At 57.7% G+C, this 21,241-nt stretch carries 18 protein-coding genes and 1 tRNA gene; 9 read left to right on the top strand and 10 right to left on the bottom strand.

Features of this window, described 5'->3' with window-relative positions; all coding sequences use genetic code 11:
- Positions 1 to 292: 292 nt before the first annotated feature.
- Positions 293 to 1,696 carry a Si-specific NAD(P)(+) transhydrogenase gene (gene sthA, locus FB593_RS01480; protein WP_003515506.1) on the top strand — a complete coding sequence of 468 codons (1,404 nt, stop codon included), beginning with the start codon at positions 293 to 295 and terminating at the stop codon, positions 1,694 to 1,696.
- Between the two features lie 201 nt (positions 1,697 to 1,897).
- On the opposite strand, the gene FB593_RS01475 is transcribed toward sthA, so the two are convergent.
- The 4 genes from FB593_RS01475 to FB593_RS01460 all read right to left on the bottom strand — a co-directional run bounded on the left by FB593_RS01475 (position 1,898) and on the right by FB593_RS01460 (position 6,270).
- The gene (locus FB593_RS01475; protein ID WP_111796367.1) at positions 1,898 to 2,548 is read right to left on the bottom strand and encodes a hypothetical protein; all 651 of its coding nucleotides are present in this window, start codon (positions 2,546 to 2,548) and stop codon (positions 1,898 to 1,900) included.
- Positions 2,549 to 3,011: 463 nt separating this feature from the next.
- The gene (locus FB593_RS01470; RefSeq protein WP_111796366.1) at positions 3,012 to 4,109 is read right to left on the bottom strand and encodes a hypothetical protein; all 1,098 of its coding nucleotides are present in this window, start codon (positions 4,107 to 4,109) and stop codon (positions 3,012 to 3,014) included.
- Between the two features lie 359 nt (positions 4,110 to 4,468).
- The gene (tig, locus tag FB593_RS01465; RefSeq protein WP_112497619.1) at positions 4,469 to 5,947 is read right to left on the bottom strand and encodes a trigger factor; all 1,479 of its coding nucleotides are present in this window, start codon (positions 5,945 to 5,947) and stop codon (positions 4,469 to 4,471) included.
- Between the two features lie 240 nt (positions 5,948 to 6,187).
- A tRNA-Leu gene (locus FB593_RS01460) sits at positions 6,188 to 6,270 on the bottom strand.
- 659 nt (positions 6,271 to 6,929) lie between these two features.
- On the opposite strand from FB593_RS01460, the gene FB593_RS01450 reads away from it, so the two are divergent.
- The 3 genes from FB593_RS01450 (at position 6,930) to trmFO (ending at position 9,451) form a co-directional block, all read left to right on the top strand.
- The gene (locus FB593_RS01450) at positions 6,930 to 7,076 is read left to right on the top strand and encodes a DUF1127 domain-containing protein (protein ID WP_003502992.1); all 147 of its coding nucleotides are present in this window, start codon (positions 6,930 to 6,932) and stop codon (positions 7,074 to 7,076) included.
- Between the two features lie 478 nt (positions 7,077 to 7,554).
- The gene (locus tag FB593_RS01445) at positions 7,555 to 7,698 is read left to right on the top strand and encodes a DUF1127 domain-containing protein (RefSeq protein WP_003515516.1); all 144 of its coding nucleotides are present in this window, start codon (positions 7,555 to 7,557) and stop codon (positions 7,696 to 7,698) included.
- A gap of 295 nt (positions 7,699 to 7,993) precedes the next feature.
- The gene (gene trmFO / locus FB593_RS01440) at positions 7,994 to 9,451 is read left to right on the top strand and encodes a methylenetetrahydrofolate--tRNA-(uracil(54)-C(5))-methyltransferase (FADH(2)-oxidizing) TrmFO (RefSeq protein WP_025593591.1); all 1,458 of its coding nucleotides are present in this window, start codon (positions 7,994 to 7,996) and stop codon (positions 9,449 to 9,451) included.
- 43 nt (positions 9,452 to 9,494) lie between these two features.
- Here trmFO and FB593_RS01435 read toward each other — a convergent pair whose 3' ends face one another.
- Genes FB593_RS01435 through FB593_RS01425 form a run of 3 tightly spaced genes read right to left on the bottom strand, consistent with a single transcriptional unit; the run spans position 9,495 to position 11,867 of the window.
- Positions 9,495 to 10,073 carry a TadE/TadG family type IV pilus assembly protein gene (locus tag FB593_RS01435; RefSeq protein ID WP_013636251.1) on the bottom strand — a complete coding sequence of 193 codons (579 nt, stop codon included), beginning with the start codon at positions 10,071 to 10,073 and terminating at the stop codon, positions 9,495 to 9,497.
- On the bottom strand, positions 10,070 to 10,603 hold the full coding sequence (locus FB593_RS01430) for a TadE/TadG family type IV pilus assembly protein (protein ID WP_003515522.1): 534 nt from the start codon (positions 10,601 to 10,603) through the stop codon (positions 10,070 to 10,072). Before FB593_RS01430 ends, FB593_RS01435 begins: the two co-directional genes overlap by 4 nt.
- Positions 10,590 to 11,867, bottom strand: a complete 1,278-nt coding sequence (locus tag FB593_RS01425; protein WP_321186256.1) for a pilus assembly protein — start codon at positions 11,865 to 11,867, stop codon at positions 10,590 to 10,592. Before FB593_RS01425 ends, FB593_RS01430 begins: the two co-directional genes overlap by 14 nt.
- 543 nt (positions 11,868 to 12,410) lie before the next feature.
- On the opposite strand from FB593_RS01425, the gene FB593_RS01420 reads away from it, so the two are divergent.
- The 5 genes from FB593_RS01420 (at position 12,411) to FB593_RS01400 (ending at position 17,715) form a co-directional block, all read left to right on the top strand.
- Positions 12,411 to 13,538: an S-(hydroxymethyl)glutathione dehydrogenase/class III alcohol dehydrogenase gene (locus FB593_RS01420; protein ID WP_013636254.1), complete on the top strand. Its 1,128-nt coding sequence runs from the start codon at positions 12,411 to 12,413 to the stop codon at positions 13,536 to 13,538.
- Positions 13,539 to 13,814: 276 nt separating this feature from the next.
- Positions 13,815 to 14,573 (top strand): hypothetical protein, encoded by a 759-nt coding sequence (locus tag FB593_RS01415; RefSeq protein WP_186447873.1) that lies wholly within the window; start codon positions 13,815 to 13,817, stop codon positions 14,571 to 14,573.
- 88 nt (positions 14,574 to 14,661) lie between these two features.
- Positions 14,662 to 14,925 carry an acyl carrier protein gene (locus FB593_RS01410; RefSeq protein ID WP_003515534.1) on the top strand — a complete coding sequence of 88 codons (264 nt, stop codon included), beginning with the start codon at positions 14,662 to 14,664 and terminating at the stop codon, positions 14,923 to 14,925.
- A complete protein-coding gene (locus tag FB593_RS01405; protein ID WP_112292203.1) occupies positions 14,922 to 16,454 on the top strand; it encodes an AMP-binding protein in 1,533 nt (510 codons plus the stop codon). Before FB593_RS01410 ends, FB593_RS01405 begins: the two co-directional genes overlap by 4 nt.
- Positions 16,438 to 17,715: a type III PLP-dependent enzyme gene (locus FB593_RS01400; RefSeq protein ID WP_181408677.1), complete on the top strand. Its 1,278-nt coding sequence runs from the start codon at positions 16,438 to 16,440 to the stop codon at positions 17,713 to 17,715. The genes FB593_RS01405 and FB593_RS01400 overlap by 17 nt, the downstream gene beginning before the upstream one ends.
- 113 nt (positions 17,716 to 17,828) lie before the next feature.
- Here FB593_RS01400 and FB593_RS01395 read toward each other — a convergent pair whose 3' ends face one another.
- Genes FB593_RS01395 through queA form a run of 3 tightly spaced genes read right to left on the bottom strand, consistent with a single transcriptional unit; the run spans position 17,829 to position 21,235 of the window.
- The gene (locus FB593_RS01395) at positions 17,829 to 18,986 is read right to left on the bottom strand and encodes an aminodeoxychorismate synthase component I (protein WP_141193759.1); all 1,158 of its coding nucleotides are present in this window, start codon (positions 18,984 to 18,986) and stop codon (positions 17,829 to 17,831) included.
- Between the two features lie 36 nt (positions 18,987 to 19,022).
- Complete coding sequence (tgt, locus tag FB593_RS01390; protein ID WP_141193760.1) at positions 19,023 to 20,153, bottom strand: tRNA guanosine(34) transglycosylase Tgt; 1,131 nt, start codon at positions 20,151 to 20,153, stop codon at positions 19,023 to 19,025.
- Positions 20,153 to 21,235 (bottom strand): tRNA preQ1(34) S-adenosylmethionine ribosyltransferase-isomerase QueA, encoded by a 1,083-nt coding sequence (queA, locus tag FB593_RS01385; RefSeq protein WP_065660882.1) that lies wholly within the window; start codon positions 21,233 to 21,235, stop codon positions 20,153 to 20,155. The genes tgt and queA overlap by 1 nt, the downstream gene beginning before the upstream one ends.
- Between the last annotated feature and the right edge of the window lie 6 nt (positions 21,236 to 21,241).

The following is a 21,241-nucleotide window of genomic DNA, read 5'->3' as shown; positions in this document are numbered from 1 at the left end:
GCGCGTGACCGGGCACAACCCGTCTGAAACCGCGAAAACCCGACGGCGAAGGCCGTGCCGGGCGCAAAGGCGCATCTTTGCGTCGCAAAACGACAAGCGGGCAAAACGGTTACGAATCCGTCAGATTATTGCGCTACAGATTGACGCAGGCGTTTGTTGCATTGCACTCTTGTGTGCAAGGCTGACAAGGGAATCACTTCCCCTGGTCAAAATGGCATCACGACCATTTCGCGGCAGCGCCATCCCGGATGCGACATCCGGTCATTGCAATACATTCTGTTCCGGGGTTTTCATGTACCAGTTCGATCTGATTGTTATCGGCAGCGGTCCGGCGGGAAGACGCGCCGCCATCCAGGCCGCCAAGCTCGAAAAGAGGGTTCTGGTCATCGAGAAGGGCAGCCGCGTCGGCGGCGTTTCGGTGCACACAGGTACCATCCCTTCCAAGACATTGCGCGAAACCGCGCTCAATCTCACCGGCTGGCGCGAACGCGGTTTTTATGGCCGCTCCTACCGCGTCAAGCAGGAGATCGACGCGGACGATCTGCGCCGCCGCCTGCTGATCACGCTCGACCACGAGGTCGAGGTGCTGGAACACCAGTTCGCCCGCAACCGCGTGCAGCACATTCGCGGCACGGCAAGCTTCGTCGATGCCAACACGGTGAAGGTGGTGAAGAACGACGGTGAAGTCATGAACGTCACCGGCGCTTCCATTCTGCTCGCCATCGGCACGCGGCCCTACCGGCCACCGCATATTCCCTTCGACGGCGCGGCAGTGCTCGATTCGGACGAGATACTCGAGATCAAGGAACTGCCGCGCTCCATGGTCGTTGTCGGCGCGGGCGTCATCGGCATCGAATATGCCACGATCTTCAGTGCGCTCGACACGCAGGTAACGGTGGTTGAACCGCGCGAAACCATGCTGGAATTCATCGACAAGGAAATCGTCGAGGACTTCACCTATCAGTTGCGCGACCGTAACATGAAGCTGATCTTCGGCCAGAAAGCGGAAAAGGTGGAGCGCGACGACAGCGGCAAATGCCTCGTTTCGCTCAGCAACGGCCGCGTCCTTAAAGCCGAGACGGTGTTGTTCGCCGCCGGACGCGTCGGCGCAACCGATACGCTCAATCTTTCCGCCTGTGGGCTGGAAGCCGACAGCCGCGGCCGCCTGAAGGTCAATCCCGAGACCTTCCAGACAACAGTGCCGAACATTTACGCCGCCGGCGATATCATCGGTTTTCCGAGCCTCGCCTCCACCTCGATGGAACAGGGCCGTATCGCCGCCCGCCACGCGGTCGGTGCACCGGCCGGTGAACCGCCGCAGTTCTTCCCTTACGGCATCTATGCGGTTCCGGAAATCTCCACCTGCGGCCTGACGGAAGAAGAAGTCACTGAACGCCACATTCCCTATGAATGCGGCATCGCCCATTTCCGCGAAACCTCACGCGGCCATATCATGGGTCTCGACAGCGGGTTGCTGAAGATGATCTTCTCGCTGAAAACCCGCCGTCTGCTCGGCGTCCACATCGTCGGCGAAGGTGCCACCGAACTGGTGCATATCGGCCAGGCGGTGCTGAACCTGAAGGGTACGGTGGAGTATTTCGTAGAGAACACCTTCAACTACCCCACGCTTGCCGAAGCCTACAAGATTGCCGGTCTCGACGCGTGGAACCGCATGGGTGAGCTGAAGAAGGATTGAGGTTGGCTGTTGCGGGTGGAGATCGTTTGCAATGTGCGCAAACCTCTCCTCCGTCATGCTCGGGCCTGTCCCGAGCCTCTGCAACGTCGCGATTTTATGCGACATGATTAGATCCATGGGACAAGCCCAAGGATGACGCCGAATGCGACGCAAGAACGTCCATCACTTTCTGCTCATCCATACGATAACCGGTGACGCCCCTCACCATCGAATACTATACCGCGCACTCACACCCGGCCGAAAATGATCCGCATATCCCTGATCGAGCGTTCCGCGCACTGTCAGGTGATCGCCGATCTTCTGCTCCACGGCGACGCCGCTGCTGAACTCGTTGAAGCTGTTGCGGCTTGCCCCCGTCAGCACGAAGGCCGTGCCGGTTTCCGAGCGGGAAAGGCGCAGCGACTGCGATACATCCAGGCCGTTCCATTGCTGCGCCGTGCCGTCATAACGCACCGTGAAATTTCGGTTGGCCTCGATATCCAGTTCCGGCGTAACGATGCGTTTCTGTCGCGACGTCATGGAAACGCTGCTCGACCCCGTCAACGCGTTGAAGAGGACGCCGACATCACGGGCAAGCGAAACGCCGGGCAGCTGCTCCGCCAGCAGCGTGACATTGCCCCACAGCCGAACCGGCGTATCGACAAGCTGCCCTGTCTTGGAGGCATTCATGCCCATTTCCAGCCCCGCCCGGATCGGCGTCTCGACCGGCAGCTTCGCACCGATACGCGCCGTATAGGAACGGTCGGAATTCTTGACCGGCTTCCAGATCAACTCCGGCTCATCGGCACGGGCGTTGGTGCCAATCGCGGCGAACAGAGAGAACAACAGGGCGAAGCCCGTTCGTGGCGACATATCTTGTCCCCTGGCAAATTAAGGGCGCACCGGGTGAACCCGGCAGGCACGGTAAAAGCTTAAGGCCAAAGGTTTTGGCAGCGATGACAGCCGCGCGTTGGCGGCCATGTTTCCTTGACGGCTGCACCGGCAGCCAAGGCAAATCATGCTGCGCAGGGTGCCAGATGAACGGGAGATGAACAAGAGCAGATGCAGCAAAAAATCATGCTGCACTGCATTGTGATCGAAGGGTGGACGAATATTGCTTTACGGCAGCGTAGACGGGGTGGATGCCCAGGACCTTGGCCAGTCTCGCGGCGGGTTGATGACGAAGACACACGCCGCGACGGAAACACTCGGTCTAGTAACCCGAAGGTTCCCCGAAAGGTTGACGTTCTTGTCGTCGAAACACGGACCGCGACGATTTCGTTGCGACTAAAAAGAACAGTGGACTTAGTCGAAGCGCTTTAAGCGGTTTCGGGTGCTATTTGTCCCAATCTTCAAGATCATCGAAAAGCGTAGGCCCGCCTTGACGTCCAAGGGTCGCAGAGCGCTCCTTCAAGATTTCAATGACGGCTTCCAGAGACATCGCCGGTGAGAGCATCTCGCCGTTGATCGCAAGCACCCGAAGCACTTGTCGGTTTTTTGCTTTTCCTTCTAGGGTTTGATAAATCCACTGAACTTTCAAGGTATCCAAAACACCGACCTGTAGGTGCTTACGATCAGCGAGTTCCCAAAAAACTTCATCGTCAATCACGAAATAACATGTGCGATTGAAGACGTCTTTGCCCTTCCATTGGCGGCTGTGCTGATCCTCTTTATCCCAATTAGGAGAGCTAACTGACACCTCTTCAATCGCCGTGTGCCACGTACCCTCATCACCCTCGCCGTCGCGCTTTGCAGGTCTCTGTGCACGGCCGGGAAAAGCGCTACGAGGAACGGGAAAATCAGAAAATGGTGTAAACCCTATGCGCTTAATCTCACGGTCGAACACGCAGGCTCGATAAAAATCAGCACGGGCTTCCAGTATCTCATTTATTTCGACCTTTCCGTCGCCCAATAAGATGATTTCGTCAGTCTCTTTCTCAAGACTTGCTCGCGCCATCGCAGCAAGCATAGTAGCACCTGCCTCGCAAATCCTTTCATTGAGGGCGAAACCGGAGCTTTCACTAAAGCTGCCGTTCGTCCCAGTTTCGGCTCCTTCAGCTTTTTTGGCAGTGATTTCGATTAGATCTAATGTAGATACGCCCGCTTGATATGCCCATTCTGACGGTGACTTTCCAGTGAGGCCACGAACGAACGCAGCTGGGGTATCGCTGTCTAGGAAAACGACAAGACCGACGAGCGCAGGGATCACGATCTTTAGAGATTGTAAAAACGTTCCCTCTTGTGCCGGTAGCACGACAATCTGAAATTCGAGGCCACCTCCAAATACCGCAGTGTTGAGAGCTTCAACAACGTTCCTTGCTCCAATGGCCGTTCCAAGGAAGGTCTCCAACTCAATGTGGTGATCAACTACGTCAAAGTGGATAAAGATAGTTTTAGATTGGTGCGGATATTCTACGAACTCTGTTTGCGGCATGAATTGGTCCCCTCAGTCCCTGAAGATACAACTAAGCCGTTAGACGCAAGGGATACAAGTCAACAAATGCGTTAGGTCACAGCGGCGGAAGATCGTAAACGAATTGCCCCCACTTAAGTATAACTCGGTGGATCACAGCAATCTCCCGCCTATTTCGAAAGACCTCATCGAGCCCCTCGTTAAATGGCTCCTCGAAGCTCCCGCCCTGAGGGCGAAGCGAAAGGGCCGTTCCCGTCTGCACATTCTGCTTGATTGGGGGACGGACGTCCCAAATTCTTTAAGACCGGAGACTTCGACATAAAAAAAGGCCGCAGCTTTCGCCACGGCCCTTCCATTCATTCAGCTTTCGCCAGCCAAGATTATTCGGCGTCGGCCTCAGTGGCCTTCTTCTTGGCCGGAGCCTTCTTCTTCGGAGCGGCTTCTTCGCCTTCAGCGGCGTCGTCAACCTTGGCAGCAGCCTTTTTCTTGGCAGGCGCCTTCTTCTTGGTTTCCGTTGCTTCTTCGCCGTCGTCAGCCAGAAGCTCTTCCTTGGAAACGGTCTTGTCCGTTACCGAGATTTCCGTGAGCAGCTTGTCGATGACCTTTTCTTCGAAGATCGGAGCGCGCAGCGAAGCGGAAGCGCCGGGGGTGTTGCGGAAGAAATCGAGGATTTCCTTCTGCTGGCCGGGGAACTGCTGCAGCTGCTGGAACAGCGCGCGCTGCATTTCTTCTTCGGTCACTTCGACGCCGGCCTTTTCGCCGATTTCGGAGAGAACGAGACCGAGACGAACGCGGCGTTCAGCGAGCTTGCGATATTCTTCGCGGGCTTCTTCTTCCGTGGTGTCTTCGTCAGCGAAGGTCTTGCCGGACTGGGCAAGATCGGTGTTGATCTGGCGCCAGATGTTGTCGAATTCGGCATCGACGAGGCCAGCCGGCGTGTCGAACTTGTACATTTCGTCGAGCTGGTCGAGAATCTGACGCTTGACCTTCTGGCGGGTTACGTTGCCGTACTGGCTTTCGATCTGGCCGCGAACGATTTCCTTCAGCTTTTCAGCCGATTCGAGACCGAGCTTTTCCGCCAGTTCGTCGTTGATTTCAACAGCAGCGGCAGCAGCAACTTCCTTGACGGTGATGTCGAAGTTGGCTTCCTTGCCTGCGAGGTTCGCAGCCGGGTAGTCAGCCGGGAAAGTCACGGTGATGGTCTTTTCGTCGCCAGCCTTGACGCCAACGAGCTGGTCTTCGAAGCCGGGGATGAAGCGGCCCGAACCGAGAACCAGCTCAGCGTCTTCAGCAGCGCCGCCATCGAAGGCTTCGCCGTCAACCTTGCCGAGATAGTTCATAGTGACGCGGTCGCCTTCGGCGGCCTTGCCCTTCTTGGCTTCAAAGGTACGGGCGCTCTCAGCGATCTTGAGGATCTGCTCGTTGATTTCGTCTTCGGAGACTTCAACAACTTCGCGGGTAACCTTGATGCCGTCATTGGCCTTCAGTTCGATGGCCGGAATGATTTCATAGGCAACGGTGAATTCGAAATCGGTTTCAGCCGAAAGGATCTTTTCGGCTTCCTGCTCGTCTTCGGTCATGGAGATGGCCGGCTGCGTTGCAGACTTCTCACCGCGGCTGGAAAGGATTTCAGAAGGCTTTTCACGAACCAGCTCGTTGACGAGGTCGGCCATGATGGACTTGCCATACATCTTCTTCAGATGGCCCATCGGCACCTTGCCGGGACGGAAACCGTTGATGCGAACCTTGTCCTTGGCGTCAACCAGGCGCTCGTCCAGACGGGCCTTCATGTCGGCAGCCGGGATAACGACCTTGAGTTCGCGCTTCAGGCCTTCAGCCAGCGTTTCGATAACCTGCATTTTCTCAAACCTTCACATCATGGCGGCGGTGCTCAGACAGCCGTTGGTTTACTTTCGAGCACTGCGCCGGAAACGTCGTTCCCCGGCCGTGGCTTCCATTATTTCTTCACACAAGCGCCTGCCGGACAAAATTGCGCTCGCGCCGGAGACAAGGGCGCGAAGGGGATGATGAACCCCAAAGCTCCCTGCATCACTAAGGATGCACTCTGGCACAAGCGTGGCACAGCCATGCTTTACTTGTGGTGCGGGTAGAGAGACTCGAACTCCCACGCCGAAGCGTTGGTACCTAAAACCAATGCGTCTACCAATTCCGCCATACCCGCACGTTGGGCGGCGGTATGTCACAATGTTCTGGAAGGGTCAAGCACACCTTATCGCCGCGTCCCGTTTCGCCCGGACTTTTCTTGGGTCCCCGCCCCCAGCCGCAAATGCCGGCCGGTACGTTCTTGCCGTTTCGTGCCCGCATGAAAGGGAACGACGCGCCCACAGACGATGACACGAGGGGCCGCAAAACTGCGCACGCCGTCTCCCTCTTTCCCGTCCGGCCTCACATGTCCCGACAGGAAAAACGCGCAACATTTATGCGGCTACATGACATTATATATAGGACATGCCGCCCGTCATTTTACGAGAACGCGCGCCTCCAGCCGAAGCCCTTATACGAACGACCTTTGCATCCCCATCCTCGCCGCTGCCTGCCCGACCCCTGGTATTCAGCCGGACCGCACGGCTTGGCAGCGACAGATGCCGCCGAGTTCACTAAAAGCACACAAATTGGTCACAAATTATGCAGTAGCCGCCGCAATTGGGGTCATTTATCGGCTTGCTTTGCGTTCCATGCATAGGTGGCATCTTGCTTTGTCTGTTTTTGTTTTTATTAAACCGATTATATTCATGGTCATACAGAGATCGAGTTCAGCCCCGAGCCTAATCCTCCCAAGACGGGCCGGAAATGCTGGACAGCACGAAGAGGAAGATGACAATGAACATTACACGCTCGCTCACCAACTGGCGCAAGTATCGTCAGACCGTAACCGAACTCGGCCGCATGACCGACCGCGAACTGAATGACCTCGGCATTGGCCGTCAGGACATCCGTCGCGTCGCACGCACCGCCGTCGGCATCTAATACGCTCCGCCGCTTGAAGCGGCGGATGCGAGACGACCCTCCCAAAAGGCCAGAGGCTCCCGCCTCCGGCCTTTTTTTTTCGTTCTGGCACCCTCTCGGAACCGAGCCGCGCCGCCCCACCGGCATGTGCGCGTGACAAACAGATGAAAAATGCATCGATTAGGCGGCTGAATCCGGCATGTCTGGAGAGCCCGAACGCCCTTCAAGCACCGCTGAGGGGAGCAAAAAGCCGGTCTAACACCGCCAATGGCCGCAAACCCCTTCAAAACCGCCCGAAAGACAGGCATTTCCGCTCATATTTTGCTCATGCGGTAGTCAAAGCCGCAAATTTAGCCGACATAGTGCACAAATGCATGGCAGTCGCCTAAATTCTGCACTGCACAACATGGCTCAATGTCTATATATAAAACCTCAACAGCCGAGAGCACAGAAACACTGAGCCGGCCGACGAAATCAAAGAAAGATTGAGGAAACGATCATGAACCCTATCCGCATCGCAAAGAACTGGATCTCCTACCGTCGCACGATCAACGAACTTGGCAGCCTGTCCAACCAGGCCCTGAGCGACATCGGCCTGACACGTTACGACATCCGTAACGTAGCTTCCCGTTCGTTCCGCTAAGGCGTAAAAGATCGTCCCGCTGCCCGACCTCCAGGGCGCGACGATTGAGCGACAGGTAAAAGAAAGCGGCGCCTCTGGCGCCGTTTTTGATTCTGGCGGTATTCGCCGGAGATTTTTGGCTTACAAGCATAGAGACCACATTCCCTCCGCCCCAATCGTCCCACCCGCAAAAACATTTGGCTGTCGCAGCCATGCATGGTAGTGCATCGCCCTGAAAAACGCGTCCTTCGGGACCCGCGCGGAACAATCACTCGAAAGACAGCCGCCGGAGGGGAGCTTTTGCCCCACGCGGCCTATGGGCGCCAGCATGCAAGACAAGACCTATTCTCCCATTCACGTCGTGGGCGGCGGACTGGCCGGTTCGGAAGCCGCCTGGCAGATCGCTGAAAGCGGCGTTCCAGTCATCCTGCACGAAATGCGCGGCGTGCGCGGCACGGAAGCGCACAAGGGCGATACTCTGGCGGAACTGGTCTGTTCCAACTCCTTCCGCTCCGACGATGCGACCGCCAATGCAGTGGGCGTCATCCATGCGGAAATGCGGCTTGCCGGCTCGTTGATCATGGCCTGCGCCGACAGGCATCAGGTGCCTGCCGGCGGCGCGCTTGCCGTCGATCGCGACGGATTTTCTCAGGCCGTAACAGACCGGCTCGAAAGTCACCCACTGGTGACGATCCTGCGCGAAGAGGTTTCCGGCCTGCCGCCGAAGGAATGGGGCAGCAGCATCATCGCCACCGGCCCGCTCACCTCGCCGGATCTGGCGGCGGCGGTTCAGGCCGAGACGGGTGAGGATGCCCTGGCATTCTTTGACGCCATTGCCCCCATCGTGCACCGCGACAGCATCAACATGGATATCTGCTGGTACCAGTCGCGTTACGACAAGGTTGGCCCCGGCGGCACAGGCAAGGACTACATCAACTGCCCGATGAACGAGGAGCAGTACAACGCCTTCATCGACGCGCTGATCGCCGGCGACACGGTGGGTTTCAAGGAATGGGAAGGCACACCCTATTTCGACGGCTGCCTGCCAATCGAGATCATGGCTGAACGCGGCCGCCAGACGCTGCGCCACGGCCCTATGAAACCGATGGGCCTGACCAACGCCCACAACCCCACCGTCAAGGCCTATGCCGTGGTCCAGCTTCGCCAGGACAATGCGCTCGGCACGCTTTACAACATGGTGGGTTTCCAGACCAAACTGAAATACGGCGCGCAGGCGGATGTATTCCGCATGATCCCGGGTCTAGAAAATGCGGAATTCGCCCGTTTGGGCGGCCTGCACCGCAACACCTATATCGATTCCCCCATCCTGCTCGATCCATCGCTGAAGCTGAAATCCCGGCCTGACCTGCGTTTTGCAGGCCAGATCACCGGCTGCGAAGGGTATGTGGAAAGCGCCTCCGTCGGACTTCTGGCCGGACGCTTCGCTGCCGCCGAACGGAAAGGCGAGACCCCGAGCCTGCCGCCCGCAACGACAGCCCTCGGCTCACTTCTCAACCACATCACCGGCGGGCATCTTTCCTCGAATGATGAGCCGGGCAAACGTTCCTTCCAGCCGATGAACATCAATTTCGGCCTCTTCCCAGAACTGGAGCCTGGCTCCATCGTCAAGCCGGAAGGCGTGAAACGTTTTCGCGGCAAGGACAAGACAATCATGAAACGCCAGCTCGTTGCAGCGCGGGCGTTGAGGGATTGTGCGACGTGGTTGAACGGGGGCGAGGTCATCCTAGAAACCGTCACCGATCATTATCGCTGAAACGCCACGGCATTGGCTAGGGTGAAGCCCCTGACCAATGCCGTCAGCGAACATTCCAGAAAAGCCAGTCCGACTTTCCCTTCTGATATTTGTAGTGTCGGGAGAAATACGGGTTTACCGCCGTCACGTATTCGAACTCGATATCCGTATTGCCCAGCAAAGAAATGAGCGGGCGGTATTTGTAACGCCCCGAAATTACGATTACCGCTTCTTCGGTCTTGAAGTTTCCTTGCGTCAATATCTTGTCCCACTTCACGTTTTCGGCGTTGCCAAAAAAATTGTATGGGGCGAACTCGGTCACGGCGACCCCACCCACAAGCTTGGCGCTTCTGAGCGTCAGATCAAGCTTTTCAGATTCGAGCGGGCGCCCGGCAGCCATGACAAAGGATTTGACGCCAGTCCTGACGCGCTCCTCAAATTCCGGGAATCGGGCCGACCAACGGGCCGTATTGTCCACTACTGTTACGAAACGGTCATAGCTCATCCAGCCACGCCCGATTTCGATCACCATCGCCAGTACTAGAATGAGCAAAGGCATCAATAGCGCTAATTCCACCGCGGCAACGCCAGAGCGCGAACTTATCAGCGAGATGGATAGATATTTCAATCTCTTACCAATCATTCCGTCACCCGAACCGCGGTGATCGCCAGAGAGAGATTTTGCAATTGCGGCTTGCCCCCGGAACTGGGAACGAGCAGATGGGTGGTGGGAAGAATGAATTTCCAGTCATACCCCAGCGCCAGAAGATATTGCCCGGCGGCCTTGCTTGGCGCCTCGAATTTGTTCTCGACCGGAAATGTCACCGGTGTAGTAGCAAGGTTGGCATCAGCAATGGCAATGAGCGATATTTTCAGGTCATCTTCAGTTGTCGCGAGCAGGAAATTCGAGGCAATAACCTGCCTGAACTCCGCCGCGGTAACGGACGTTCGGCCAGCCGCCGCCTTGCGCAGATATTCAGTCCCGGCAGTTGCCGCCGTCGACATATTGAGGCTGAAGAAAAGCACGAGACTAACTTCGATGATACCGAAGATCAGCAGGAGATAGACCGGCAAAAGCAAACCGAACTCAACGGCGGTAGCCGCACGGATATCCGTGGCAAGCGACCGGATGAGACTGGGGAAGTCACGATGCGATATCTTAAAACGAGTCAAGATAAGTGACCTCGAATGCCGTTATGATCCCACCCAGACTGTCGCTCGTTCCAGCGGCGGCGATCGACAGCTTGTACAGCGAATAAGTATCGACAGTGACCTCGTAGCTTCGGCGCTCCCATCGAATTTCATTCGCCTTCTGGCTCATCTGGATAATTTTTTTCTCTACACCCATTTGGGGCCGCAACACCTGCAGCGAAATATCGATGTCGTTCGAGCCTTCGTAATTTTGGTTTCGCCCGTTGTACCAGACCGAGATTTCGTATTTGCCGGGATGCATTTCCACATATTTGAAGATCGAGCTGTTGGCGTCGCGTCTTTTTTGCCCTTCCCAGTGACTGTCAAGTTCGACAGCGTAGCGGGTTGGCGGTATTCGCTCATTTTGGCCGTTGCGCATCGAGGGCGTGTTGTTCTTCTCTTCTGTAGTACACTGCTGCCCCTGCTCGGAATTCAAGGCGTCCTTGCCATCCGTTTGCGCCTTGCTGCCGTTTTTCGAATCGTTGTTTTCTTTGGGAAGAGTAGCCTGTGACTTTGGGGTGCATGTCATCCCGGCGCTTGTCTCTTTCTCCTTTTCCTGATCCCCGTAGCCCTGCCAGCCATGGTTCTTCCGGCAATCCGCATTGCTCCAATCCTGAAGTTCGATGCCCGGCCCCGTACCGCCATCCCATCCCAGTTCGGCATAGGTATAAACACCCCAGCAGCCGTTGGGTGTTTTGGCGGTTCTGCCGTTTTTCAGCATACGTTCCGTGCCGTTCAGCGTCTTTTCGAAGGTGTTGTTGACAACGACCTCACCGTCATGTGGATAAGGCGGTATACCGCCACAACGGTACGACAGCTGATAGTCCAGTTTTTCCGCCCCGAACATGCCACTGAACACGGTTTTGTAGCTGAACTTTGCGTCTATATCCGTCGTCAGCCAGTCGATTTTAACATCGCGACTGACCACATCCTGTTTGGTGGAACGGATCAGTGCGTCGAACGTGTCGAGCACGTTTTTACGGCGCACCTCATCCAGGGGTACGTTCGTGCGCGTCGGTTTTGTCGAACGCTCACAGGCCTGTGCAACCACCCGCTTCGACTGGCTATAATAGGCCAACGCCCGGCCGCCTTCGAAAAGAAACCCGAAAAAAAGCAGGAAAACCGGCAACAGCAACGCCGTCATAATGACGAAACTGGCTCTCCGGTCGTGCAAAAACGCCCCGAAAATCTCCGCCAGACCGTCAAGTTTTGTCTTAAAATTCAACATTTGAAAATGCCGCTTCATGAAATTGGCTATCACCCGCCTTAAAATAAATCGCCCGGTTTCCCTCCACGCATCCGGACAGACACAACGCCACAGCCGGAGGGAATATTGGGGCGGCAGCAAACAAACTCAGCAAAGGCTGATGCACCGCGATCATGGCGGCACGCGGCAAATGAGCCGAGCCACTTGCAAGCAAGAGATGCAAAAACTAATAACAGCCGCCGAAATACAGCGCCGACTGCGGGTTATGCTCCATTCGAAATTCTATAGTGTGGTATAAACACCAAATTTGTAAATTAATAGTCACCTTTATTCCGAAAAATATATGTAAAAACATACACTTAAATCACGTATTCATAATTTAGAATAGCTGAAGTAAACCATATAAAGACAACGCGAAACATTGCCCTGATGGCAGGCCCGCGACGATGCGCAAATTCCTCACAGGTGTGAGGGGCATTGCCGTCTTTTGAATACGGCAAGACGGATTTGTACCTTGCCCCTGCCGCCAAGCTCGGGCAAAACAGCCCTTTCCAATCACGAGACCATGCCAGGAGATAGAATATGGACGTTCGCGCCGCAGTTGCCATTCAGGCAGGAAAACCGCTTGAGGTCATGACCGTTCAACTCGAAGGTCCCCGCGCTGGCGAAGTGCTGGTCGAGGTCAAGGCGACAGGTATCTGCCACACCGATGATTTCACCCTCTCCGGTGCCGATCCCGAAGGTCTGTTTCCGGCCATCCTCGGCCATGAGGGTGCAGGCATCGTCGTTGATGTCGGTCCCGGCGTCACCTCGGTCAAGAAGGGCGATCATGTCATCCCGCTTTACACGCCGGAATGCCGCGAGTGCTATTCCTGCACATCGCGCAAAACCAATCTCTGCACCTCCATCCGCGCCACCCAGGGCCAGGGTGTGATGCCTGATGGCACCTCGCGCTTCTCGATCGGCAAGGACAAGATCCACCACTATATGGGCTGCTCGACTTTCTCGAACTTCACCGTCCTGCCCGAGATCGCCCTTGCCAAGATCAATCCCGATGCGCCCTTCGACAAGGTCTGCTACATCGGCTGTGGTGTGACGACCGGTATCGGCGCCGTCATCAACACCGCCAAGGTGGAGATCGGCTCGACGGCAATCGTCTTCGGTCTCGGCGGCATTGGTCTCAACGTTCTGCAAGGCCTGCGTCTTGCCGGCGCTGACATGATCATCGGTGTCGATATCAACAATGACCGCAAGGCCTGGGGCGAGAAGTTCGGCATGACCCACTTCGTCAACCCGAAGGAAGTGGGCGACGACATCGTGCCCTATCTCGTCAACATGACGAAGCGTAATGGCGACCTGATCGGCGGCGCGGATTATACGTTCGACTGCACGGGCAATACCAAGGTCATGCGCCAGGCGCTGGAATCTTCGCATCGCGGCTGGGGCAAGTCTGTCATCATCGGCGTTGCCGGTGCGGGCCAGGAAATCTCCACGCGTCCGTTCCAGCTGGTCACCGGCCGCAACTGGATGGGCACGGCCTTCGGCGGCGCGCGCGGCCGCACAGACGTGCCGAAGATCGTCGACTGGTACATGGAAGGCAAGATCCAGATCGATCCGATGATCACCCACACGATGCCGCTCGAAGACATCAACAAGGGCTTTGACCTGATGCACAAGGGCGAGAGCATCCGCGGCGTCGTGGTCTATTGATCGGCTGACAAAATGGCAGGCGCGCACCGCGCGTCTGCCATATGAATTGACCGACCTTTCCGCTTACAGCCGTGCCGATTAACGGGACGGTAAATCTATCATCGTATGCCGATATTGCGCGGTGGAGTTGAAAAATCCCTCCCTGCCCGAAACGACGCCAGATAGCGGGAGCGACCTCTGAAAACCGTACCGATCGACAACGGAAACCGCGTCGCTGCCGTTGCACTTCTGGCGAAAGGTTTTCCGGAAAAGAGCGAGGCTTTCTGGGCGCTCGGCGTGTCCCTTATAAGCGACCATCATCAGCGGCAGGATCTCGGCCCCATCGGGCAATTGCTGATGAAGGGCGACGATGCCGTTGGCGTTCTTCTGACGATACGAAGCCGCCTGGCCGAGACCGGCAGGACAGTCGTCAACCTGTCCAGCTGGTATGTCGAACCTTCCAGCCGCTGGTTTGCACCGCGTATGCTGCAAATGGCGACATCCTCCGAAGAAGACATCTTCACCGATCTCACCCCGTCTCCAGAAGCCTGCAAGGTGAACGAGAGACTGGGGTTCACAACGATAACGAATTGCACGCTTTTTTATCCCCTGCCTTTAAAGGCATTCGGCCCGGCCAGGGTGCGGCTGCGCCCGCTTGCCGAAGTGCCGCAGGGCACGCTGTCTGCCGCCACGCGCGACATGCTGGAAGATCATGCGCGTTTCGGCTGCATCGTTGCGGTCATGGAGGCGGATGGCAGCCATTATCCGCTGGTGTTTTTAAAAACCATAACCAAAAGGCTGCCCTCCGCCCGCCTCATCTATTGCGAGGACAGGCAAGTCGCCCAGAGGCACATTTCGGCAATTGCCCGCCATCTTCTTGGCAAAGGCCGGCTTGCATTGACCATGGCGGCTTCCGATGAGAAGCGAGACGCCGGCGGATTTGCCATACTCAAATCCTCGCCAATACAAGTAAAGGGAGCATGGAACCCACGGTTTATTAACGAAACATATTCAGAATTGGTGTTATTGCCACCCTGGGTATTGGGACGCTCTTAAAAGACGCGCGCTTAAACCTTGCCTGAAAAGAAGAAAATGCGCTTCGGCCGAGACTAGTCCCGACTGCGCGAACGAGCGGAGAATAAGCATGCTTTCAGCGAAACCCAGGGAAGTCGATGTCTCCGAGACCATCTATTCCTACCTCTCGCAGCGTTTCCCGGCTCATGCACCGTTTTCCGCAGATACGCAATTGCTCGAAGGCGGCGTGATCGATTCGCTCGGTTTTCTCGAACTGATGATCTTTCTCGGCGAAGGTTTCGGCATCGTTCTCAATGATGAACATTTCACCCCGGAAAATCTCAGCACGCCGGCCGATCTGATTGCCTTCGTCACGCAGGAACGGCGCAGATGACAACCCACATCCTGCTGCACCACCTGCTCACCGCGCGGGCGGAAAGCGGCGATGAGGCGCTTGTCTACAAAGAAAAATCACTGAGCTATCGCGAATTTTCCGAAGCGGCCGCACGTTGTGCGGCGGCATTGCAGGAGGCCGGAACGGAGCGCGGCGACCGTGTCGTCATCTTCCTGCCGCGCGGCATCGAGGAATGCTGGTCGATCTTCGGCGTGAGCATGGCTTCCTGCGTCTTCGTGCCGGTCAATGCGCTTTTGAAGGCGCAGCAAATCCGCCATATCGTCGCGGATTGCGGCGCAAAAATCGTCATCAGCAGTGCTACGATGATGGATGAGCTGAACGCGGCTGTGGAAGACCTTCCCGAGGTCACTGTACTGCTGGCGGAACAAATAGACCGCCGCCCGCCCGTGCCTGCCAAAGTCTCCCCGTCAATTGGCGAGGACCTTGCAGCGATCCTCTACACATCCGGCTCCACCGGCTCGCCCAAGGGCGTGATGCTGTCGCACCGTAATCTTCTGGCCGGAGCGCGCATCGTGCGCACCTATCTGGAGATCACCGGAAATGACCGCCTTCTCTCCATTTTGCCCTTCAGTTTCGATTACGGCCTGAACCAGTTGCTGACAGCGGTTGAACAGGGTGCGACCACTGTTATCTCCACCTTCAGGCTCGGCGACGACATTGTCAGGGACTTGCGCGACCATGCCATTACCGGGCTTGCCGGCGTACCAACTGTCTGGGCGATCCTGACGAGGGCCGCGCCGTTGCTCGCAAAAACGCCGCTGCCGCAGTTGCGTTACATCACCAACTCCGGCGGACGCGTGCCGCAGGAAACCGTGAGGGCGTTGCGCGAAAAGCTGCCGGACACCAAAATCTATCTGATGTATGGCCTGACCGAAGCCTTCCGATCCACCTTCCTGCCGCCTGATGAAATCGACCGCCGCCCGACTTCCATCGGCAAGGCTATCCCCGAATGTGAAATCTTCATCGTCACCGCCGAGGGACAAAGGGCAAAACCGGGTGAGCCCGGCATTCTCGTCCATCGCGGCCCGACCGTGTCGCTGGGTTACTGGAACCGGCCGGAAGATACCGCCAAGGTGCTGCGCCCTCACCCTTTCATTCCGGCTGCACGCGGCGGCGAGACCGTGTGTTATTCCGGCGATCTGGCGGTGGAAGACGAGGACGGCTTTTTCAGTTTCGTTGCCCGCAACGATGCGATGATCAAATCGTCAGGCTATCGCATCAGCCCGACCGAGGTGGAGGAAAGCCTGATGTCGACTGGCCTTTTCCAGCAGGTTGCCGTCATCGGCCTGCCGGACCCCTTTGCAGGCGAGAAGGTGCATGCCGTGGCAACCGCCGCCAACGAGAATATCGATGTTTCGGCAGCTCTCAAAAAAGCCGCCGAAATGCTTGCCCCCTTCATGATTCCGCGCGCCATCGAACTGGTCGACCGGCTTCCGGTCACGGCCAATGGCAAGGTGGATTACCGCGCGCTGGTGCGCGAACGGACGGATAATGGCGCCCACGGATAAACCCAAAAGCCACGGCCCTGCCCTTGCCGCCGCGCAATTCGCAGTCGACGAAAACGATCTTGTCATCGGTGGCCGTGCCGTGCGCGATATCGTCGCTGAGACCGGAACGCCGTGCTTCCTCTATGATGCCAGCGCCATGCGCCGCGCCTATCGCGATCTCGCAACCGCGCTCAGTGGTTTTGCCGATATCTTTTATTCGGTGAAAGCCAATCCCCTGCCAGCCATCATCTCGCTTTTCCGCGAAGAAGGCGCTGGCGCGGAAATCGCCTCCGTCGGTGAATATCGCGCCGCCATCAAGGCGGGCATACCGCCGGAAAATATCATCTTCGCCGGCCCCGGCAAGCGCCAGGCCGAATTGCTTGAGGTGATCGAGAGCGGCATCGGCGAAATCCATATCGAGAGCGCCGAGGAAATTGCCCGCATCGAGGCGATCGGCAGGCCGGTCAAGGCTTCGATCCGCATCAATCCGGTGCCGGATACGCAGGCAGGCGCCATGCGCATGGGTGGCAAGGCCACCGCCTTCGGTTTCGACGAGGAAGAACTCGAAAACGTCCTGCCGCTGTTCAGGGACATCAGGCATATCAATCTCGTCGGTGTCCATATTTACGGTGGCACGCAAATCCTCGATGCCGACATGCTTGTCTCCCAATGGAGACACTCCATTTTGCTTGCAGCGCGCATGGCCGAAATGCTCGGCAGGCCACTTGAAACCATCGATCTCGGCGGCGGTCTCGGCATCCCCTATTTCGCCGGGGAGACGCCGCTCGATCTTGCAGCGGTCAGTGCCGCCATTCCCGATCTCAAGGCCTTGGTGCAGGCACATCCGCTGATCGCCGATGCCCATATCATTGTCGAACCCGGCCGCTTCCTCGCCGGTTCCGGCGGCATCTATGTGGCGGAAGTCAATTCGGTAAAGATCTCGCGTGGCACCACCTTCGTGGTGACAGATGGCGGCATGCATCACCATCTGGCAGCCTCCGGCAATCTCGGCCAGATCGTCAAGCGTAACTACCCCATCGTCGCACCGGCCATGATGCAGGCAGACAATGAGGAAACGGCAACCATCGTCGGCCCGCTCTGCACACCGCTCGACACGCTGGCCCGCAATGCGGCCCTGCCGAAGCTGAAGGCTGGTGATCTCCTGGCAATCCTGCAATCGGGCGCCTATGGCGCCACCGCCAGCCCTTCGGGTTTTCTCAGCCATCCGGCGGCGAAGGAAGTGCTGGTGGAGAATGGTGCGTTTGAGGTGATAGGACGCTGAGGATGTGTGGTCGCGAAACCCGTACCCGGTTTTCCTAAGGGCACACTTTTGGCTGCTTACCTCGGAGCCTCCTCCAACCTCCCTCATTCCTGTGCTAGTCACAGGAAAGGAGATCACCCCCGTAACAGTCTGTCCCCAACCGCAAATTTGGATTTCAGCAGACACTCATCATATTCCGCCTCGGCATCCGAATCGAAAACGATGCCGCCGCCGACATTGAAGATCGCGCGGCCGCCATCGAACAGGGTCAGCGTGCGGATCGCCACCGAAAAGCGCATTTCACCAGCTGGAGATATGAAGCCGATTGCGCCGCAATAGGCGTCGCGCGGCGTCTGTTCCAGTTCGCGCAGGATCTTCATCGCCCACATTTTCGGCGCGCCGGTCACCGAACCGCAGGGAAAAAGCGCCGCGAAAATATCCTCCACCGTCACATCAGGCAAAAGCTTCGCGCGCACATGGCTGACCATCTGGTGCACGGTGGGATAGGTCTCGATATCGAACAGTCGCGGCACATGGAGGCTGCCGACCTCGGTGATGCGGGAAATATCGTTGCGCAGGAGATCGACGATCATGCGGTTTTCGGCAAGCGTCTTTTCATCCTCAAGCATCGCCGCGATGATCGCCCGGTCCTCTTGCGCATTAGCACCGCGCGGCGTCGTTCCCTTCATCGGATGGGTTTCAATGAAACCTTCCCCGTCCACCGAGAAAAACAGTTCCGGTGAGCGCGACAGGATCACCGGTCCACCGAGATCGACCAGCGCGCCATATTTAACCGGCTGGCGCTCAACCAATGACCAGAAAGCCGTGAGCGGATCGCCGCTCCAGCGAGCATGAACGGGCATCGTCAGATTGCCCTGATAACAGTCGCCGCGACGCAGATGCCCGTGCAGCCGCTCGAAGCGCTGGCAATAGTCTTCAAGGCCCCATGCGGGCGCGGGATCGGACAGAAACGCATCGGCATCCGGCAGACTTTCGGGCCGCGCAAATCGCCCCTCATCCGGCTGTGGGCCGGAAAAGACGCCGAAGCGAAGGAACGGCACGTTGCGAGGCTCGGCAGCAAAGTCCGCAAGTTTCGGCTCGAACAGGAAACCCGCCTCGTAGGACATATAGCCGGCAAGGTATTTCCCGGCGCGGCGCAGCTGCTCCATGCGTTTCAGCGCCGCGAAAAACGCCTCTGGCTCATCCGCGACGATGATCTCCTCCGGCTCGGTGAAGGCTGTCACCGTGCCGGTCGTGTCATCCCGGAAAAGAACGTAAGGCGCATGTGCCAAGGAAAGCGTCCGAACAGGAGAAAGGGTCGGGAAAAATCAGATCGGGTCTATGTCGCCCCGCGCCCACATCTCTATGGTTTCCGCATAAAAATCAGCGAAACGGCCTTCCTCGATCGACTTGCGGATACCCTGCATCAGCTCCTGATAATAGGCAAGATTGTGCCAGGAGAGCAGCATGCCGCCCAGCGCCTCGTTGGAGCGCGTAAGATGATGCAGATAGGCGCGGGAGTAATCACGCGAGGCCGGGCAGTTTGACTGCTCATCGAGCGGCCGCATATCCTCCGCATGGCGGGCATTGCGGATATTAACCCTGCCGCGACGGGTGAAGGCAAGCCCGTGACGACCGGAACGGGTCGGCATCACGCAGTCGAACATGTCGATGCCGCGCGCCACCGATTTCAGAATATCGTCAGGCGTACCGACGCCCATCAGGTAACGCGGCTTTTCGGTGGGCAGCACCGGCAGCGTGATGTCGAGCATGCCCAGCATCACATCCTGCGGCTCGCCGACCGCAAGACCGCCGACAGCGTAACCCTTGAGATCAAGCTGCCTCAGCCCTTCGGCGGAGCGAATGCGCAGATCCGGCTGGTCGCCGCCCTGCACAATGCCGAACATGGCCTTGCCGGGCTGTTCACCGAAGGCGACGCGGCAACGCTCCGCCCAGCGCAGCGACATTTCCATGGCGCGCTCGATTTCCTTGCGCTCGGCCGGCAGCGCGATGCATTCATCGAGCTGCATCTGGATGTCCGAATCAAGCATGCCCTGAATTTCGATCGAGCGTTCCGGCGACATATGGTGCAGCGAACCGTCCACATGGCTCTTGAAGGTCACACCCTTCTCGTCCAGCTTGCGTAGGCCGGAAAGCGACATGACCTGGAAGCCACCGCTGTCGGTGAGGATCGGATGCGGCCAGCGGATAAGCTCATGCAACCCGCCAAGCCTTGCCACGCGCTCCGGGCCGGGCCGCAGCATCAGGTGATAGGTATTGCCGAGAATGATATCGGCCCCGAGCTCGCGCACCTGGTCGAGATACATGGCCTTGACAGTACCGACAGTGCCAACAGGCATGAAGGCAGGTGTGCGGATGACGCCGCGCGGCATGGCGACTTCGCCAAGGCGGGCGCCGCCGCTCGTGGCTTTCAGGGTAAAGGTGAATTTGTCGTGCATCAGTTCTTCCGGAACAACAGGCTTGAATCGCCATAGGAATAAAAACGGTATCCGGTTTCGATGGCATGCGCATAAGCGGCACGCATCGTCTCGAGACCGCAAAAAGCCGAAACGAGCATGAACAGCGTCGATTTCGGCAGGTGGAAATTGGTCATCAGAATATCGACCGCGCGGAAACGGTATCCGGGCGTGATGAAGATGCCCGTCGCGCCCGACCATGGCTGAATGACGCCATTCTCATCAGTGGCGCTTTCGATAAGCCGCAGCGAGGTGGTGCCGACAGAAACGATCCGCCCGCCGCGCGCCTTGACGGCATTGAGCTTTGCCGCAGTCTCTTGCGAAACATGGCCGATCTCGAAATGCATCTTGTGATCGTCGGTATCGTCGGCCTTAACTGGAAGGAAGGTGCCTGCCCCAACGTGAAGTGTCACGAAATGTCGCTCGATGCCGGCTTCGTCCAGCGCAGCAAACAGATCGGGCGTGAAATGCAGGCCGGCAGTGGGTGCGGCAACGGCGCCCTTCTCGCGGGCATAAATTGTCTGGTAATCGGTCTGGTCCTGCGCATCTTCCGGGCGCTTCGCGGCGATATAGGGCGGCAAAGGAATATGGCCGACGGAGGCGATCGCCTCGTCCAGAACAGGGCCGGAAACGTCGAAAAGCAGCGTGATCTCGCCCTCCTCACCCTTTTCCTCGACGGTGGCCTCCAGGTGGGCAAGGCCGCAGGCATTGTCGCGCTCGTAACCGAAACGGATGCGGTCCCCCTGCTTGATGCGCTTGCCCGGCCGCGCGAAAGCCTTCCAGCGCGACTGGTCGGCGCGCATGTGCAGCGTGGCTGAAACTGCCGTTTCAGGCGCACCTTCGCGCAGCCGCACGCCTTCAAGCTGGGCTGGAATAACGCGGGTGTCGTTAAATACCAGCGCGTCGCCGGGCTTCAGGAAGGAAGTCAGGTCGGATACGATGCGGTCTTCCATATGGTTCGCATTCGGATCGACCACGAGAAGACGCGCACTATCGCGCGGGTTCGCCGGGCGAAGGGCGATATTCTCCTCGGGGAGATCGAAATCGAACAGGTCTACGCGCATTGCAAT

Source organism: Rhizobium sp. SJZ105, from assembly GCF_007828365.1.
GTDB lineage: Bacteria > Pseudomonadota > Alphaproteobacteria > Rhizobiales > Rhizobiaceae > Agrobacterium > Agrobacterium tumefaciens.
This window is presented reverse-complemented; position numbering and strand designations above follow the sequence as displayed.

Excerpts from the sequence above, each read along its gene's own strand:
- sthA (WP_003515506.1), top strand. The coding sequence starts at position 293 with ATGTACCAGTTCGATCTGATTGTTATCGGCAGCGGTCCGGCGGGAAGA.
- FB593_RS01475 (WP_111796367.1), bottom strand. The coding sequence starts at position 2,548 with ATGTCGCCACGAACGGGCTTCGCCCTGTTGTTCTCTCTGTTCGCCGCG.
- FB593_RS01470 (WP_111796366.1), bottom strand. The coding sequence starts at position 4,109 with ATGCCGCAAACAGAGTTCGTAGAATATCCGCACCAATCTAAAACTATC.
- tig (WP_112497619.1), bottom strand. The coding sequence starts at position 5,947 with ATGCAGGTTATCGAAACGCTGGCTGAAGGCCTGAAGCGCGAACTCAAG.
- FB593_RS01450 (WP_003502992.1), top strand. The coding sequence starts at position 6,930 with ATGAACATTACACGCTCGCTCACCAACTGGCGCAAGTATCGTCAGACC.
- FB593_RS01445 (WP_003515516.1), top strand. The coding sequence starts at position 7,555 with ATGAACCCTATCCGCATCGCAAAGAACTGGATCTCCTACCGTCGCACG.
- trmFO (WP_025593591.1), top strand. The coding sequence starts at position 7,994 with ATGGGCGCCAGCATGCAAGACAAGACCTATTCTCCCATTCACGTCGTG.
- FB593_RS01435 (WP_013636251.1), bottom strand. The coding sequence starts at position 10,073 with ATGATTGGTAAGAGATTGAAATATCTATCCATCTCGCTGATAAGTTCG.
- FB593_RS01425 (WP_321186256.1), bottom strand. The coding sequence starts at position 11,867 with ATGAAGCGGCATTTTCAAATGTTGAATTTTAAGACAAAACTTGACGGT.
- FB593_RS01420 (WP_013636254.1), top strand. The coding sequence starts at position 12,411 with ATGGACGTTCGCGCCGCAGTTGCCATTCAGGCAGGAAAACCGCTTGAG.
- FB593_RS01410 (WP_003515534.1), top strand. The coding sequence starts at position 14,662 with ATGCTTTCAGCGAAACCCAGGGAAGTCGATGTCTCCGAGACCATCTAT.
- FB593_RS01405 (WP_112292203.1), top strand. The coding sequence starts at position 14,922 with ATGACAACCCACATCCTGCTGCACCACCTGCTCACCGCGCGGGCGGAA.
- FB593_RS01400 (WP_181408677.1), top strand. The coding sequence starts at position 16,438 with ATGGCGCCCACGGATAAACCCAAAAGCCACGGCCCTGCCCTTGCCGCC.
- tgt (WP_141193760.1), bottom strand. The coding sequence starts at position 20,153 with ATGCACGACAAATTCACCTTTACCCTGAAAGCCACGAGCGGCGGCGCC.
- queA (WP_065660882.1), bottom strand. The coding sequence starts at position 21,235 with ATGCGCGTAGACCTGTTCGATTTCGATCTCCCCGAGGAGAATATCGCC.